Here is a 16,237-nt window from a genome sequence, read left to right as displayed (position 1 = left end):
CCGACCCACAAGGCCAGCCAGCTCCACGAGCTCCTGCCTCAGCACTGGCAGCACAATGCCTGATCACTGACAAGAGGTGTTCGCCGTTCGCTTACCGGCCGCCGGAGCGCCGGCCGGATCATCGTCAGGCACTTATTCCGGAAAAGCCCCGGCCTCGAAAGAGGTCGGGGCTTTTTCACGTTCAGGCACCTACTCCGAGACACCCCCCGAGCGTATTGGGCTCGGGTTGTTTTCGTGTCGGTAGGATACCCGCGACAAGGGTCTCCCCGGGCCTCGTTGGCCGTGAACGAACGGGAACCGCTTCAGCGAGCCCGTAGGGCCTCCCGACCCTGGTCGCGAGAGCTCCAGCGAAAGCCCTGGGCTCGGCCGTGAGTGGGGAGGGAGGGGCGACGTCGTCAGCGCCTTCTATGGTCCCTGTGAGCCGCTCTTGGTCCGGTGGTGTATGACCGCGACCGCGTAGGCGCTGGTAAGGCGGCGAGACGCGTGCCAGGGCGACCAAAGGGGGATTGCGATTGGCGCCGAGCACCCGGATTTCCGGGCTTGCGTCTGTTCCGATAGAATATGGCTTTTTCCCGTCTGGGGCATGCGCATGACCATCGGTGACCTGATCCGCCTGTTGAGTGACGGCGAGTTCCATTCCGGCGAGCAGCTGGGCGAGCGCCTGGGTGTCTCGCGCGCCGCGGTATGGAAGCAGCTGCGCAAGCTCGAGGCCCTGGGCATCCCCATGGAAGCGGTCAAGGGCCAGGGCTACCGGTTGGCCGAGCCCCTGGAGCTCCTGGACGGCGGCGTCATCGTGGCCGGCCTGTCCCGGGGCGTGCGTCAGCACGTGACCCGGCTGTTCGTCGAGGAGACGCTGCCGTCGAGCAACCAGTTCCTGCGTGAGCGCTTCGCCCAGGGGGCGGGACACGGCGAGGTCTGCCTGGTGGAGCAGCAGAGCGCCGGCAAGGGGCGGCGGGGGCGCACCTGGGTGACGCCCTGGGGGCGGACCCTGATGCTCTCGGTGGGATGGCGCTTCGAGTCCGGTGTGGCGGCCCTGGAGGGGCTCAGCCTGGCGGTCGGTGTGGCCCTGGCCCGGGTGCTGGAGGCGCACGGTGTCAGGCCGCGACTCAAGTGGCCCAACGATGTGCTGCTCGAGGCGGAGGCCGGGCACCTGGGCAAGCTGGCGGGCATCCTGGTGGAGATGAGCGGGGATGCCGCCGGTCCCTGCGAGGTGGTGGTCGGCATGGGGATCAATGTCGATCTTCCCGCGGCCTTCCGCGAGACCATCGAGCAGCCGGTGGGGGCGGTCCATGACCAGGCGCCGGGGCTCTCCCGCAACCGGTTGGCCGTCGAGCTGCTGGACGAACTGATGCCGCTGATGGCCACCTTCGAGCAGCAGGGCTTCGCGGCCTGGCAGGAGGAGTGGAACCGCCGGCACGCCTTTGCCGGGCGAGAGGTGGATGTCATTCGCGGCGAGCGCCGGGAGCCGGCGATCGCCGAGTCCGTGGACGCCTCGGGCAACCTCTGGGTGCGGCGTGCCGAAGGGCGTGAACGCCTCGCCGGGGGAGAGATCAGCGTACGGGGGCATGGATGATCCTGGACCTCGATATCGGCAACACCCTGTCGAAGTGGCGCCTCAAGGATGCGGACAGCAGCGAGATCCGCTCGCGGGGGGCGGTGTGGACCCGGGAGGAGTGGCGTCCCGGGGCGGATATCCCCGACCTGGACGTCGTCGAGGCGGTGCGGATCTCCAGCGTGGCGCGCCAGGCCGTGCTGGCCCAGACCGTGGCCCTGCTGCAGAGCCGGGTGGGCGGGGTGCACGTGGCCCACTCGCGCCCCGAGGCGCTGGGGGTGACCAACGGCTACCGGGAACCCGGGCGGCTGGGAGTGGATCGCTGGATGGGGGTGCTGGCGGGCTACCAGCTCGCCGGTGGCTGCTGCAGCGTGGATTGCGGCAGCGCCATCACCGTGGACTTCGTGCTGCCCGGTGGCCGTCACCTGGGGGGCTATATCCTGCCGGGCCTGCGGCTGATGAAGGAAAGCCTCCAGCTCGGCACCCGCAACGTGGCCATCGACCCCGACAGCGAGGCCGACGAGCTGCTGGCCCCCGGCACGCGCACCGTGGAGGCGGTCAATCACGGTATCTACATGGCCGCGGTGAGTGCCGTGAACCGGATCTACAGCGAGGTCTGCGACCGTGAGAACGTGGCCCTGCCGATGCTGCTCACCGGCGGCGACGCTCGAGTGGTCTCGCGGGGCATCCAGGTGCCCCATGCGGTCTGGCCGGACATGGTCTATGGGGGGCTGGAGGCCAGTTTCCCGCTGACCGCCGCCGAACGGGCCGGGCGCATGGCGGGGGCGCCGTTGGTGCCACGGCCGGTGTCGCTGGAAAAGATCCGTGCCGGGCTTGCATTCTCCATGCTGCTTTGAAATAATGCGCCGCGTTCCGGAGAGGCAGGTCCGTCCCGGCGGTCATGTCCGGTCAGGAAGATTGAGAAAACAATCACTTGACACCGAGAGTCGAAGCGGTAGAATACACCGCCAGTTGGAGGGGTTCCCGAGTGGCCAAAGGGAGCAGACTGTAAATCTGCCGCGAAAGCTTCGAAGGTTCGAATCCTTCCCCCTCCACCAGATTTTCGCCGCCCTCGCTTGGCGCGGAGGTGGAAAAGAGAGTGGGCAGGCGGGCATAGTTCAATGGTAGAACCTCAGCCTTCCAAGCTGATGATGCGGGTTCGATCCCCGCTGCCCGCTCCAGGTTTGACGGCACGTGGTGCCGAGCGGTAACGCTCATGTAGCTCAGGGGTAGAGCACACCCTTGGTAAGGGTGAGGTCGACGGTTCAAATCCGTCCATGAGCTCCACATCGAAAAGGCGAGCCGCGGCTCGCCTTTTCTCTTTCTTCCCGGCGTGGCTGGATGCCGGAAAGGGGTTGCCAGGCAGAGCGGTTTTCGCTATGATGGCGCCCGCTGTCGCTCAGGTCGCTTGCAAAGGGCGGTCGCGGAAGCAGATACAGGCCAGTAGCTCAATTGGCAGAGCAGCGGTCTCCAAAACCGCAGGTTGGGGGTTCGATTCCCTCCTGGCCTGCCAGTCTTCCCCAGGCTGGCGAGATCTCATATACTTTCATGTTTCGATTGCCGCACCCTGAGGAGTCTCGTTTTCATGAAGCATAACGCCGAGGTGCAGGAGTCGCGCCACGACGGGCTCAAGTGGGCGGTTGTCGTCACTCTGCTGGTTCTTGCCGTCGTCGGCAATACCTATTTTGCCGATCAGGCGCTTCTCTATCGTGTGCTCGGTGTCGTCGCCCTCAGTGTGGTGGCGGCGCTGGTGGCGTTGACCACCACCAAGGGGCGTGAGCTGCTCGAGCTGGCCCGCAGCGCGAAGAAGGAAATCCAGCGCGTCGTCTGGCCGACCCGTCCCGAGACCGTGCAGACCACCGCCATCGTGCTGGTGGCCGTGCTGGTGGTGGGGCTGATGCTGTGGCTCATCGACACTCTTCTTGGCTGGGCGATGTCCGGCGTCATTGGTTAGGAGTCTTCATGTCCAAGCGTTGGTACGTCGTTCACGCCTATTCCGGCTTCGAGAAGCATGTCATGCGCTCGCTCACCGAGCGCGTGAAGATGTTTGGCATGGAGGACCGCTTCGGCGAGATCCTGGTGCCCACCGAAGAAGTCGTCGAGATGCGTGACGGCAAGCGCCGCAAGAGTGAGCGCAAGTTCTATCCCGGCTATGTGCTGGTCGAGATGGAGATGGACGACGAGACCTGGCACCTGGTCAACGAGACCCCGCGCGTGATGGGGTTCATCGGCGGCACCAAGGAGAAGCCGGCCCCCATCACCCAGCGTGAGGCGGATGCCATTCTCAGCCGGGTCAAGGACGGCACCGACAAGCCGCGGCCGAAGACCGTGTTCGAGCCGGGCCAGTCCGTGCGCGTCGTCGACGGCCCCTTCGCCGATTTCAACGGCGTGGTCGAGGAAGTCAACTACGACAAGAGTCGTCTCCAGGTCAGCGTGCTGATCTTCGGCCGGTCCACGCCGGTCGAGCTGGAGTTTGCCCAGGTCGAGAAGGAATAGCCCCTCTCGTTCGGGCGCGTTTCGTGGCGGTCGCCGAGGCGGTCGCGTAACCCGGGGAGCCGCAAGGCGCTACTACCCATCTGGAGTTCATCATGGCCAAGAAAGTCCAGGCTTACATCAAGCTGCAGGTCGCAGCCGGTAAAGCCAATCCGAGTCCCCCCGTGGGCCCCGCGCTGGGTCAGCACGGTGTCAACATCATGGAGTTCTGCAAGGCGTTCAACGCCGAGACCCAGGACATCGAGCCGGGCCTGCCGACTCCCGTGGTGATCACCGTCTATTCCGACCGCAGCTTCACCTTCGTCACCAAGACCCCGCCCGCGGCGGTCCTGCTGAAGAAGGCCGCTGGGATCAAGTCCGGCTCCGGTGAGCCGAACAAGACCAAGGTCGGTACCGTGACCCGCGAACAGCTCGAAGAGATCGCCAAGACCAAGGAGCCGGACCTGACGGCTGCCGATCTCGACGCCGCGGTGCGTACCATTGCCGGTAGTGCCCGCAGCATGGGCCTGAACGTGGAGGGTCTCTGATCATGGCTAAGCTCAGCAAGCGCGCGACGCAGATTCGCGAGAAGGTCGACCCGAACAAGGCGTACTCCCTGGAAGAGGCCGTGGCCCTGCTCTCCGAGCTGTCCGCCGTCAAGTTCAAGGAGTCCCTGGACGTCGCCATCAACCTGGGCGTCGATCCGCGCAAATCCGACCAGGTCGTGCGTGGCGCCACCGTCATGCCCAACGGTACCGGCAAGGACGTGCGTGTCGCCGTCTTCACCCAGGGTGCCAACGCCGAGGCCGCCAAGGAAGCCGGTGCCGACATCGTCGGCATGGATGACCTGGCCGAGCAGGTCAAGAAGGGCCAGCTCGACTTCGACGTGGTCATCGCCTCGCCGGACGCCATGCGCGTCGTCGGTCAGCTGGGTCAGATTCTCGGCCCGCGTGGCCTGATGCCCAACCCCAAGGTCGGCACCGTGACCCCGGATGTCGCTACCGCGGTCAAGAACGCCAAGGCCGGCCAGGTGCGCTTCCGTACCGACAAGAACGGCATCATCCACACCACCCTCGGCAAGGTCGATTTCGACGCCGCCGCCATCCGGGGCAACCTGGAGGCGCTGATCGCCGACCTCAAGAAGCTCAAGCCGAGCACCTCCAAGGGTGTGTATTTCAAGAAGGTCTCCCTGTCCACCACCATGGGCCCGGGGCTGACCGTCGACCACTCGGCGTTCGTGTAACGCCGAGCTCGACATCCGAGCAAGAACTTTGCGGTCCCCGTGCACGGTTTCGACAAGCGCCGGCGGGGCACCGTCAAAGACCGCAGGTGCCGTCTCGCTCGCCGAGGCGGCTTAATCATCCCTCGAGGAGACCTGCGCAGATGGTGTGGCCGCCAGATGTCTGGTGAGCACCATCACCCAGGACTCCCGGTCCCCGACCGGGAGAGATGGTAACCACCGGAACTCTCTTGTGAGATTCCGGCACGAAGGAGTGATCACCGTGCCACTAGCACTCGAAGGCAAGAAGGCCATTGTTGCCGAGGTCAGTGAGGCGGCCAAGGATGCTCTCTCCGTCGTCGTTGCCGATTCTCGTGGCGTCGCGGTCAGCAAGATGACCGACCTGCGCAAGCAGGCCCGCGAGAATGGCGTGCAGATCCGTGTTGTGCGCAACACCCTGGCACGCCGCGCCCTGGCAGGCACCCAGTGGGAATGCCTGAACGAAAGCTTCGTGGGTCCGACCCTCCTGGCCTTCTCCAGCGAGCATCCGGGCGCTGCCGCCCGCCTGTTCAAGGAGTTCGGCAAGGACGAGAAGAACTTCGAAGTCAAGGCGCTGGCCTACGAAGGCGAGTTCATCCCGGCGAGCGATCTCGATCGCCTGGCAACGCTGCCGACCTACGACGAGGCGATCGCCAAGCTGATGTCCGTCATGAAGGAAGCGTCTGCCGGCAAGCTGGTCCGTACCCTCGCCGCGCTGCGTGACCAGAAGGAAGAGGCCGCCTGATCGGCGAACTCGAGCCCGCAGCGAGAATCGAACATTGAATCAGCGAGTCCTCGGTGCGCCGAGACTCCCGCAAAGTTAGGAACGTGAAAATGGCACTGACCAAAGAAGACATCATCAACGCCGTCGCCGACATGTCCGTGATGGAAGTCGCCGAGCTGATCGAAGCGATGGAAGAGAAGTTCGGCGTGACCGCCGCGGCCGCCGTCGTGGCCGGCCCGGGTGGAGGCGAAGCCGCTGTCGAGGAAGAGCAGACCGAGTTCGACCTGGTGCTGACCGGCGCCGGCGAGAAGAAGGTCAACGTCATCAAGGCCGTCCGCGAGATCACCGGCCTGGGCCTGAAGGAAGCCAAGGGTGCCGTCGACGGCGCGCCGGCGACCATCAAGGAAGCGATGTCCAAGGACGACGCCGAGGCAGCCAAGACCAAGCTGGAAGAAGCCGGCGCGAGCGTGGAGCTCAAGTAATCCTTGTGCCCACGGCTTCACGCGCTGCGTAAGCTTCCACGGCTGGTGGCGGGACACCCGCTGCCGGCCTTTTTCTGTTGTCACTAGCCGGTCGCCCCCCTGGGCCACCGCTAGCCGAATTCCGACGGCGAGTCTCCATGTGGAGGCTTGCCGTCAGCGCCTGACGGAGCCGCGCCCGTCGGGTGGCGCCGACACGCATCGGTCACCCATGGTGAACAAGCTGGGGAATACAGATGGCTTACTCATACACTGAGAAAAAACGCATCCGCAAGGATTTCGGCAAACTGCCCCAAGTGATGGATGTGCCTTACCTGCTGGCCATCCAGCTTGATTCCTACTACGACTTTCTCCAGCAGGATCGCTCACCCGAAGAGCGTCTCGAGATCGGCCTGCATGCCGCCTTCCGCTCCGTGTTCCCGATCGAGAGCTTCTCCGGCAACGCCGCCCTGGAGTACGTCAGTTATCGTTTCGGCACTCCGGCGTTCGACGTCAAGGAATGCCAGCTGCGTGGCGTCACCTACTCGGCTCCCCTGCGCGTCAAGGTCCGTCTGATCATCTACGACAAGGACTCGTCGCACAAGGCGATCAAGGACATCAAGGAGCAGGAAGTCTACATGGGGGAGATCCCCCTGATGACCGAGAACGGCACCTTCGTCGTCAACGGCACCGAGCGCGTCATCGTCTCCCAGCTTCACCGCTCGCCGGGCGTGTTCTTCGATCACGACAAGGGCAAGAGCCACTCCTCCGGCAAGCTGCTGTATTCCGCCCGGGTGATCCCCTACCGCGGCTCCTGGCTGGACTTCGAGTTCGACCCGAAGGACAACGTCTTCGTGCGTATCGACCGTCGCCGCAAGCTGCCGGCGTCCGTGCTGCTGCGCGCGCTGGGCATGAGCGCCGAGGAGATCCTCGACGAGTTCTTCGAGACCAGCACCTTCCACATCGAGAAGTCCGGCTTCTCGGTGGACCTGGTGCCCTCGCGCCTGCGCGGCGAGACCGCGACCTTCGACATCAAGGATGGTGACGGCAACGTCATCGTCGAGGAAGGCCGTCGCGTCACCCAGAAGCACATCCGCCAGCTGGAGAAGGCCGGCCTCGAGCGTCTCGAGGTGCCGATGGACTACCTGTTCGGCAAGACCCTGGCCAAGGACCAGATCAACCCCGCCACCGGCGAGCTGATCTGCCCCTGCAACACCGCGATCACCCCGGAGCTGCTGGAGAGCATCGGCCAGGCGGGCATCACCGCCCTCGAGACCCTGTACACCAACGATCTCGACTGCGGCCCCTTCATCTCCGACACCCTCAAGCTGGACACCACCGGGTCCCAGCTCGAGGCGCTGGTCGAGATCTACCGCATGATGCGCCCCGGCGAGCCGCCCACCAAGGAAGCCGCCGAGACGCTGTTCAACAACCTGTTCTTCACCGAGGACCGCTACGACCTGTCCGGCGTCGGCCGCATGAAGTTCAACCGCCGCCTGCGTCGCGACAGCGACACCGGGGCCGGCGTGCTCGACCGTCGCGACATCCTCGACGTGCTGGGCGAGCTGATCAGCATCCGTAACGGTTTCGGCGACGTCGATGACATCGACCACCTGGGCAACCGCCGCATCCGCTGCGTCGGCGAAATGGCCGAGAACCAGTTCCGCGTGGGCCTGGTGCGCGTCGAGCGGGCGGTCAAGGAACGCCTGTCCATGGCCGAGAGCGAAGGCCTGATGCCCCAGGACCTGATCAACGCCAAGCCGGTGGCGGCCGCGGTCAAGGAGTTCTTCGGCTCCAGCCAGCTGTCCCAGTTCATGGACCAGAACAACCCGCTGTCCGAGGTGACGTACAAGCGCCGCGTCTCCGCCCTCGGCCCGGGCGGCCTGACCCGCGAGCGCGCCGGCTTCGAGGTGCGCGACGTCCACGCCACCCACTATGGCCGGCTGTGCCCGATCGAGACCCCGGAAGGGCCGAACATCGGCCTGATCAACTCGCTCGCCACCTACAGCCACACCAACAGCTACGGCTTCCTCGAGACGCCGTACCGCAAGGTCGTGGGCAGCCAGGTGACCGATGACGTGGTGCATCTCTCGGCGATCGAGGAGGGCGACTTCGTCATCGCCCAGGCCTCCGCCACGGTGGACGAGGGCGGCAAGCTGGTCGACGACCTGGTGCAGGTCCGCCACAAGGGCGAGACCACCTTCATGCGCCCCGAGCAGGTGACGCTGATGGACGTGTCGCCGCGCCAGGTGGTGTCCGTGGCCGCGGCCCTGATCCCCTTCCTCGAGCACGATGACGCCAACCGCGCCCTGATGGGGGCGAACATGCAACGCCAGGCGGTGCCGACCCTGCGTGCCGAGAAGCCCCTGGTGGGCACCGGCATGGAGCGCTTCGTGGCCCGCGACTCCGGCGTCTGCGCCGTGGCGCGCCGCGGCGGCGTGATCGACTCCGTCGATGCCAAGCGCATCGTGGTGCGGGTCAACGAGGACGAGATCATCGGCGGCGAGGCCGGCGTCGACATCTACAACCTGACCAAGTACCTGCGCTCCAACCAGAACACCTGTCAGAACCAGCGCCCGATCGTGCTTACCGGGGACAGCGTGGCGCGGGGTGACATCCTGGCCGACGGCCCGTCCGTCGACATGGGCGACCTGGCCCTGGGCCAGAACATGCGCATCGCCTTCATGCCTTGGAACGGCTTCAATTTCGAGGACTCCATCCTGCTCTCCGAGCGGGCGGTCCAGGAGGACCGGTTCACCACCATCCACATCCAGGAGCTGACCTGCGTCTCCCGCGACACCAAGCTGGGCGCCGAGGAGATCACCTCGGACATCCCCAACGTCGGCGAGTCGGCGCTGTCCAAGCTGGACGAGGCGGGCGTGGTCTACATCGGGGCGGAAGTCGGTGCGGGCGACATCCTGGTCGGCAAGGTCACGCCCAAGGGCGAGACCCAGCTGACTCCGGAGGAGAAGCTGCTGCGCGCGATCTTCGGCGAGAAGGCCTCCGACGTGAAGGACACCTCGCTGCGCGCCCCGACCGGCATGAAGGGCACCGTCATCGACGTCCAGGTGTTCACCCGCGACGGCGTGGAGAAGGATTCCCGGGCGCTGTCCATCGAGCAGATGCAGCTCGACGAGGTGCGCAAGGATCTCCAGGAGACCTACCGCATCGCCGAGGATGCGACCTTCGAGCGCCTGCAGCGCACCCTCGCCGGCCAGGCCGTCAACGGTGGGCCCAGGCTCAAGAAGGGCGACGTGCTCACCGACGAGTACCTCGAGGAGCTGCCGCGCCAGCAGTGGTTCAAGCTGCGCATGCAGGACGAGTCGCTCAACGAGCTGCTGGCCCAGGCCGACGAGCAGCTGGAGAACCGTCGCAAGGAGATGGACGAGCGCTTCGAGGACAAGAAGCGCAAGCTCACCCAGGGCGACGACCTGGCGCCGGGCGTGCTGAAGATCGTCAAGGTCTACCTGGCGATCAAGCGCCGCCTGCAGCCGGGTGACAAGATGGCCGGCCGTCACGGCAACAAGGGTGTCATCTCGGCCATCATGCCGATCGAGGACATGCCCTTCGACGACAACGGCGAGCCCATCGACGTGGTGCTGAACCCGCTGGGCGTGCCGTCGCGGATGAACGTCGGCCAGATCCTCGAGACCCACCTGGGCATGGCCGCCCGCGGCCTGGGGGTGAAGATCGAGCACATGCTGCGCGATGCCCGCGAGCAGCAGGTCGGCGAGATCCGCGAGTTCCTGGGCAAGGTCTACAATACCGACTCGAGCACCCGGGTCGAGGACCTCGACTCGCTCACCGACGACGAGGTCATCGCCCTGGCGAAGAACCTCAAGGCGGGCGTGCCCATGGCCACGCCGGTATTCGACGGGGCCCGCGAGGGCGAGATCAAGCACCTGCTGAGCCTGGCCGACCTGCCGGACTCCGGTCAGATGACCCTCTATGACGGGCGTACCGGCGATGCCTTCGACCGCCCGGTCACCGTGGGTTACATGTACATGCTGAAGCTCAACCACCTGGTGGACGACAAGATGCACGCACGCTCCACGGGCTCCTACTCGCTGGTCACCCAGCAGCCGCTGGGCGGCAAGGCCCAGTTCGGTGGTCAGCGTTTCGGGGAAATGGAGGTCTGGGCCCTGGAAGCCTATGGCGCGGCCTACACCCTCCAGGAGATGCTCACCGTCAAGTCCGACGACGTGGAGGGTCGCACCAAGATGTACAAGAGCATCGTGGACGGCGACCACACCATGCAGGCGGGCATGCCGGAATCCTTCAACGTGCTGGTGAAGGAAATCCGCTCGCTGGGCATCGATATCGAACTGGAGAGCTGAGGCTGCCGCGACGGCGCTTCACAGAATGACGGTCCGCGGGGGCGACGGCGCCCCCGCCCATGACAACTCCGCAGCGGAGCCGACCCCATGAAAGATTTGGTGAAAGTCCTCAAATCGCAGTCTCAGTCCGACGAGTTCGACGCGATCAAGATTACCCTGGCGTCGCCGGACATGATTCGCAGCTGGTCCTTCGGCGAGGTCAAGAAGCCCGAGACCATCAACTACCGGACCTTCAAGCCGGAGCGCGACGGCCTGTTCTGCGCCAAGATCTTCGGCCCGGTGAAGGACTACGAGTGCCTGTGCGGCAAGTACAAGCGCATGAAGCACCGCGGCATCATCTGCGAGAAGTGCGGCGTGGAGGTCACCAAGGCCGCCGTGCGCCGCGAACGGATGGGCCACATCGAGCTGGCCAGCCCCGTCGCCCATATCTGGTTCCTCAAGTCGCTGCCGTCGCGCATCGGCATGTTCCTGGACATGACCCTGCGCGACATCGAGCGCGTGCTCTACTTCGAGAGCTTCATGGTCGTCGACCCGGGCATGACCACCCTCGAGCGCGGCCAGTTGCTCAACGACGAGCAGTACTTCGAGGCCCTCGAGGAGTTCGGCGACGACTTCGATGCCCGCATGGGCGCCGAGGCCGTCCAGGCCATGCTCAAGGACATCGATCTCGAGGAAGAGATCGAGCGGCTGCGCGAGGAAATCCCGCAGACCAACTCCGAGACCAAGATCAAGAAGCTGTCCAAGCGCCTGAAGCTGCTCGAGGCCTTCCAGGGCTCCGGCAACGACCCGGCCTGGATGGTCATGGAAGTGCTGCCCGTGCTGCCGCCGGACCTGCGTCCGCTGGTGCCGCTGGACGGCGGTCGCTTCGCGACCTCGGATCTCAACGATCTGTACCGTCGCGTGATCAACCGCAACAACCGCCTCAAGCGGCTGCTCGACCTCAATGCGCCGGACATCATCGTGCGCAACGAGAAGCGCATGCTGCAGGAGGCGGTCGACGCCCTGCTGGATAACGGCCGTCGCGGTCGGGCCATCACCGGCTCCAACAAGCGCCCGCTGAAATCCCTGGCCGACATGATCAAGGGCAAGCAGGGTCGCTTCCGTCAGAACCTGCTGGGCAAGCGCGTCGACTACTCCGGCCGCTCGGTGATCACCGTGGGCCCGACCCTGCGCCTGCACCAGTGCGGTCTGCCCAAGAAGATGGCGCTGGAGCTGTTCAAGCCGTTCATCTACTCCAAGCTGCAGGCCAGCGGCCAGGCGTCCACCATCAAGGCCGCCAAGAAGATGGTCGAGCGGGAGCTGCCCGAGGTCTGGGACATCCTCGCCGACGTCATCCGCGAGCACCCGGTGCTGCTCAACCGGGCGCCGACCCTGCACCGCCTGGGCATCCAGGCCTTCGAGCCGCTGCTGATCGAGGGCAAGGCCATCCAGCTGCACCCGCTGGTGTGTGCCGCCTACAACGCCGACTTCGACGGTGACCAGATGGCGGTCCACGTGCCGCTGACCCTGGAAGCCCAGCTCGAGGCCCGGGCGCTGATGATGGCCACCAACAACGTGCTGTCACCGGCCAACGGCGAGCCGATCATCGTGCCGTCCCAGGACGTGGTGCTGGGCCTGTACTACATGACCCGCGAGAAGATCAACGCCAAGGGCGAGGGCATGGTGTTCGCCGACCTCAACGAGGTCGAGCGCGCCTTCGGCACCCAGAGCGTGGCCCTGCACGCCCGGGTCAAGGTGCGCCTCGACGAGGTGATGGTGGACGAGGAGAGCGGCGAGCAGAGCCACAGCCGCACGATCTACGACACCACCGTCGGTCGCGCGCTGCTGTTCCGCATCCTGCCGGAGGGCGTGCCCTTCGAGCTGATCGACCAGCCGATGAAGAAGAAGGCCATCTCCCGGCTGATCAACGAGGTGTATCGGCGCGCCGGCCTCAAGCCGGCGGTGATCTTCGCCGACCAGCTGATGTACACCGGCTTCCGCATGGCCACCTGGTCCGGCGCCTCCATCGGCGTCAACGACTTCGTCATCCCGGATGCCAAGGCCGAGATCGTCGATGCGGCCGAGGAAGAGGTCAAGGAGATCGAGGACCAGTTCTCCTCCGGTCTCGTCACCGCGGGCGAGAAGTACAACAAGGTCATCGACATCTGGGCGCGGGCCAACGACCAGGTCGCCAAGGCGATGATGGCCGGCATCTCCAAGGAGAGCGTGGTCGACCGCGAGGGCAACGAGGTCGAGCAGGACTCCTTCAACAGCGTCTTCATCATGGCCGACTCCGGCGCCCGGGGCAGTGCCGCCCAGATCCGTCAGCTGGCGGGGATGCGGGGCCTGATGGCCAAGCCGGACGGCTCGATCATCGAGACCCCGATCGTCGCCAACTTCCGGGAAGGCCTGAACGTCCTGCAGTACTTCATCTCGACCCACGGCGCGCGCAAGGGCCTGGCGGACACCGCACTGAAGACCGCCAACTCCGGTTACCTGACCCGCCGCCTGGTCGATGTGGCCCAGGACATGGTGATCACCGAGGCCGACTGCGGCACCGAGAATGGCCTGACCCTGCACCCGGTCATCGAGGGCGGCGACATCATCGTCTCCCTGGCGCAGCGGGTGCTGGGCCGGGTGGTCGCCCAGGACGTCATCGATCCGGCCACCGAGGAAGTGCTGATCCCGCGCGATACCCTGCTCGACGAGGCCTGGTGTGCCGAACTCGACACCATGGGCGTCGACGAGATCGTGGTGCGCTCGACGATCACCTGCGAGACCAGCCACGGCGTCTGCTCGTCCTGCTACGGTCGCGACCTGGCGCGTGGTCACCAGGTCAACACCGGCGAGTCCGTGGGCGTCATCGCCGCCCAGTCGATCGGCGAGCCGGGCACCCAGCTGACCATGCGGACCTTCCACATCGGTGGGGCGGCCTCCCGGGCCTCCGCGGTGGACAGCGTCCAGGTCAAGCACGGCGGTCGGGTGCGCCTGCACAACATCAAGCACGTCGAGCGCGGCGACGGCAAGCTGGTGGTGGTCTCCCGCTCCAGTGCCCTGGCAGTGGCCGACGATCACGGCCGCGAGCGCGAGTACTACAAGCTGCCCTACGGCGCCGAGCTCTCCGTCAAGGACGGCGAGGCGGTCGACGCCGGCCAGGCGGTGGCCAAGTGGGATCCGCACACCCACCCGATCGTCGCCGAGGCCGAGGGCCAGGTGCAGTACGCCGACATGGACGAGGGCGTCACCATCCACCGCAGCGTGGACGAGATGACCGGCCTGTCCTCCATCGAGGTCATCGAGTCGGCGGCGCGCCCCATGGCCGGCCGCGACAAGCGCCCGATGATCCTGCTGGCCGACGAGGGCGGCAAGCCGGTCACCGTGTCCGGGTCCGATACCCCGGTGCAGTACCTGCTGCCCGGCAAGGCGATCGTCACCGTGGACAACGGCTCGCACATCGGCGTCGGCGAGGTGGTGGCCCGTATCCCGGTCGAGGCGACCGGCAACAAGGACATCACCGGCGGTCTGCCGCGGGTCGCCGACCTGTTCGAGGCCCGCAAGCCCAAGGAGCCGGCGATCCTCGCCGAGATCAGCGGCACGATCAGCTTCGGCAAGGAGACCAAGGGCAAGCGTCGCCTGACGATCACCCCGGAAGACGGCGATCCGTTCGAGATGCTGATCCCGAAATGGCGCCAGATCGCGGTGTTCGAGGGCGAGGCCGTCGAGAAGGGCGAGGTGATCTCCGACGGTCCGAGCAACCCCCACGACATCCTGCGCCTGCTGGGCATCGCCGAACTGGCCAAGTACATCGTCGCCGAGGTGCAGGACGTCTACCGCCTGCAGGGCGTGGGCATCAACGACAAGCACATCGAAGTGATCGTGCGTCAGATGCTGCGCAAGGTGGAGATCACCGACGCCGGCGACTCCGACTTCATCCCGGGCGACCAGGTCGAGCTGGTCCGCGTGCTCGAGGAGAACGCGCGCCTGGAGAAGGCGGACAAGTTCCCGGCCAAGTGCCAGCGCCTGCTGCTGGGCATCACCAAGGCCAGCCTGGCCACCGAGTCGTTCATCTCCGCGGCCTCCTTCCAGGAGACCACGCGGGTGCTGACCGAGGCGGCCGTCACCGGCAAGCGCGACTACCTGCGCGGCCTGAAGGAGAACGTGGTGGTGGGACGCCTGATCCCGGCCGGTACCGGCCTGACCCACCACGCGGAGCGTCGCCGCAAGCGTGAAGACGCCGAACGCATGCTCCACCCGTCGGCCTACGACGTCGAGCAGGAGCTGGGCGCCCAGCTCACCGCGCTCGACTCGGACGACGACGAGATCTGATGCCGCGTCCGGCCGCACGGCGCGCCGCCCCCGGGCGGGCGCCGTGCTTGACGGCCGGCGGCGTCAGCCATTAGAATGCGCAGCCTTTAACAGTGGGGCGGGTGCGCCCGCGCCACTGGAAAAGGCAAGGCAACCCATTGGAGTCAGCTACACACCATGGCAACGATCAATCAGCTCGTGCGCAAGCCGCGCAAGCGCCAGGCCGCCAAGAGCGACGTGCCGGCGCTGCAGGCCTGCCCGCAGAAGCGCGGCGTCTGCACCCGCGTCTACACCACCACCCCGAAGAAGCCGAACTCGGCCCTGCGTAAGGTCTGCCGCGTGCGCCTGACCAACGGCTTCGAGGTCTCCTCCTACATCGGCGGCGAAGGCCACAACCTCCAGGAGCACTCCGTGGTCCTGATCCGTGGCGGCCGGGTGAAGGACCTTCCGGGTGTCCGTTACCACACCGTCCGCGGTGCCCTGGACACCTCCGGCGTCCAGAACCGTAAGCAGGGTCGTTCCAAGTACGGTACCAAGCGTCCGAAGGCCTAAGCGCCTGGCCCCGTACCGGCTGCGGCCATTAACGAACACATCATTGTCACGGTCTGATAAGAGTAAGGTCGAGCGCCCGCCGGGTCGTCTCGGGTTTACCTGAAGGACCCTTCGATAGAGGGCTTATCATGCCTAGAAGAAGAGTTGCGGCCAAGCGCGAGATCCTGCCGGATCCCAAGTTCGGAAGCGAGCGCCTGGCGAAGTTCATGAACCACCTGATGATCAGCGGCAAGAAGTCCGTAGCTGAGCGCATCGTCTACGGTGCGCTGGACAGGGTTGCCGAGCGTAGCAAGGAAGAGCCGCTGGAGATCTTCGACAAGGCGCTGGAAACCATCCAGCCCATGGTCGAGGTCAAGTCCCGTCGTGTCGGCGGTGCGACCTATCAGGTGCCGGTCGAGGTGCGCCCGTCCCGCCGCCAGGCGCTGGCCATGCGCTGGCTGGTGGACGCCGCCCGTCGTCGCGGTGAGAAGACCATGGTGCAGCGTCTGGCTGGCGAGATGCTGGATGCCGCCGAAGGCAAGGGTTCGGCCGTCAAGAAGCGTGAAGACGTGCATCGCATGGCAGAGGCCAACAAGGCCTTCTCTCACTACCGCTTCTAAA

The 16,237-nt window shown here is 65.9% G+C and carries 12 protein-coding genes and 4 tRNA genes; all 16 read left to right on the top strand.

Annotation, left to right across the window (positions count from 1 at the left end; all coding sequences use genetic code 11):
* The first annotated feature begins 589 nt into the window (after positions 1-589).
* The 16 genes from FHR97_RS14385 to rpsG all read left to right on the top strand — a co-directional run bounded on the left by FHR97_RS14385 (position 590) and on the right by rpsG (position 16,236).
* Positions 590-1,573, top strand: coding sequence for a biotin--[acetyl-CoA-carboxylase] ligase (locus FHR97_RS14385; RefSeq protein WP_183384479.1), 984 nt, complete (start codon positions 590-592; stop codon positions 1,571-1,573).
* The gene (locus FHR97_RS14380; RefSeq protein WP_183384478.1) at positions 1,570-2,409 is read left to right on the top strand and encodes a type III pantothenate kinase; all 840 of its coding nucleotides are present in this window, start codon (positions 1,570-1,572) and stop codon (positions 2,407-2,409) included. Before FHR97_RS14385 ends, FHR97_RS14380 begins: the two co-directional genes overlap by 4 nt.
* A 117-nt stretch (positions 2,410-2,526) precedes the next feature.
* Positions 2,527-2,610 (top strand) — tRNA-Tyr (locus tag FHR97_RS14375).
* A gap of 49 nt (positions 2,611-2,659) precedes the next feature.
* Positions 2,660-2,733: transfer RNA gene (locus tag FHR97_RS14370), tRNA-Gly, on the top strand.
* 31 nt (positions 2,734-2,764) lie between these two features.
* Positions 2,765-2,839 (top strand) — tRNA-Thr (locus FHR97_RS14365).
* A 150-nt stretch (positions 2,840-2,989) separates the two neighbouring features.
* Positions 2,990-3,065 (top strand) — tRNA-Trp (locus FHR97_RS14360).
* 72 nt (positions 3,066-3,137) lie between these two features.
* Positions 3,138-3,506, top strand: a complete 369-nt coding sequence (gene secE, locus FHR97_RS14355; RefSeq protein ID WP_183384477.1) for a preprotein translocase subunit SecE — start codon at positions 3,138-3,140, stop codon at positions 3,504-3,506.
* Between the two features lie 8 nt (positions 3,507-3,514).
* Positions 3,515-4,048 (top strand): transcription termination/antitermination protein NusG, encoded by a 534-nt coding sequence (gene nusG, locus FHR97_RS14350; RefSeq protein ID WP_183384476.1) that lies wholly within the window; start codon positions 3,515-3,517, stop codon positions 4,046-4,048.
* Between the two features lie 92 nt (positions 4,049-4,140).
* A complete protein-coding gene (rplK, locus tag FHR97_RS14345) occupies positions 4,141-4,572 on the top strand; it encodes a 50S ribosomal protein L11 (protein ID WP_126485264.1) in 432 nt (143 codons plus the stop codon).
* Between the two features lie 2 nt (positions 4,573-4,574).
* Positions 4,575-5,267: a 50S ribosomal protein L1 gene (gene rplA / locus FHR97_RS14340; RefSeq protein WP_183384475.1), complete on the top strand. Its 693-nt coding sequence runs from the start codon at positions 4,575-4,577 to the stop codon at positions 5,265-5,267.
* A gap of 259 nt (positions 5,268-5,526) precedes the next feature.
* Entirely contained in the window at positions 5,527-6,027 is a 501-nt protein-coding gene (rplJ, locus tag FHR97_RS14335) for a 50S ribosomal protein L10 (protein ID WP_183384474.1), read from the top strand.
* An 89-nt stretch (positions 6,028-6,116) separates the two neighbouring features.
* Entirely contained in the window at positions 6,117-6,488 is a 372-nt protein-coding gene (gene rplL / locus FHR97_RS14330; protein WP_183384473.1) for a 50S ribosomal protein L7/L12, read from the top strand.
* A gap of 233 nt (positions 6,489-6,721) precedes the next feature.
* Positions 6,722-10,801 carry a DNA-directed RNA polymerase subunit beta gene (rpoB, locus tag FHR97_RS14325; RefSeq protein ID WP_183384472.1) on the top strand — a complete coding sequence of 1,360 codons (4,080 nt, stop codon included), beginning with the start codon at positions 6,722-6,724 and terminating at the stop codon, positions 10,799-10,801.
* Positions 10,802-10,888: 87 nt separating this feature from the next.
* Positions 10,889-15,106 (top strand): DNA-directed RNA polymerase subunit beta', encoded by a 4,218-nt coding sequence (rpoC, locus tag FHR97_RS14320; RefSeq protein WP_183384471.1) that lies wholly within the window; start codon positions 10,889-10,891, stop codon positions 15,104-15,106.
* A 156-nt stretch (positions 15,107-15,262) separates the two neighbouring features.
* Positions 15,263-15,637, top strand: coding sequence for a 30S ribosomal protein S12 (gene rpsL / locus FHR97_RS14315; protein WP_016856424.1), 375 nt, complete (start codon positions 15,263-15,265; stop codon positions 15,635-15,637).
* Positions 15,638-15,765: 128 nt separating this feature from the next.
* Complete coding sequence (gene rpsG, locus FHR97_RS14310; protein WP_089848262.1) at positions 15,766-16,236, top strand: 30S ribosomal protein S7; 471 nt, start codon at positions 15,766-15,768, stop codon at positions 16,234-16,236.
* Position 16,237: the final 1 nt, after the last annotated feature.

Origin of the sequence: Halomonas stenophila (assembly GCF_014192275.1) — a bacterium.
Taxonomy (GTDB): domain Bacteria; phylum Pseudomonadota; class Gammaproteobacteria; order Pseudomonadales; family Halomonadaceae; genus Halomonas; species Halomonas stenophila.
Note: the sequence above shows the minus strand (reverse complement) of the source record. Positions and strands in the feature narration are given on the sequence as shown.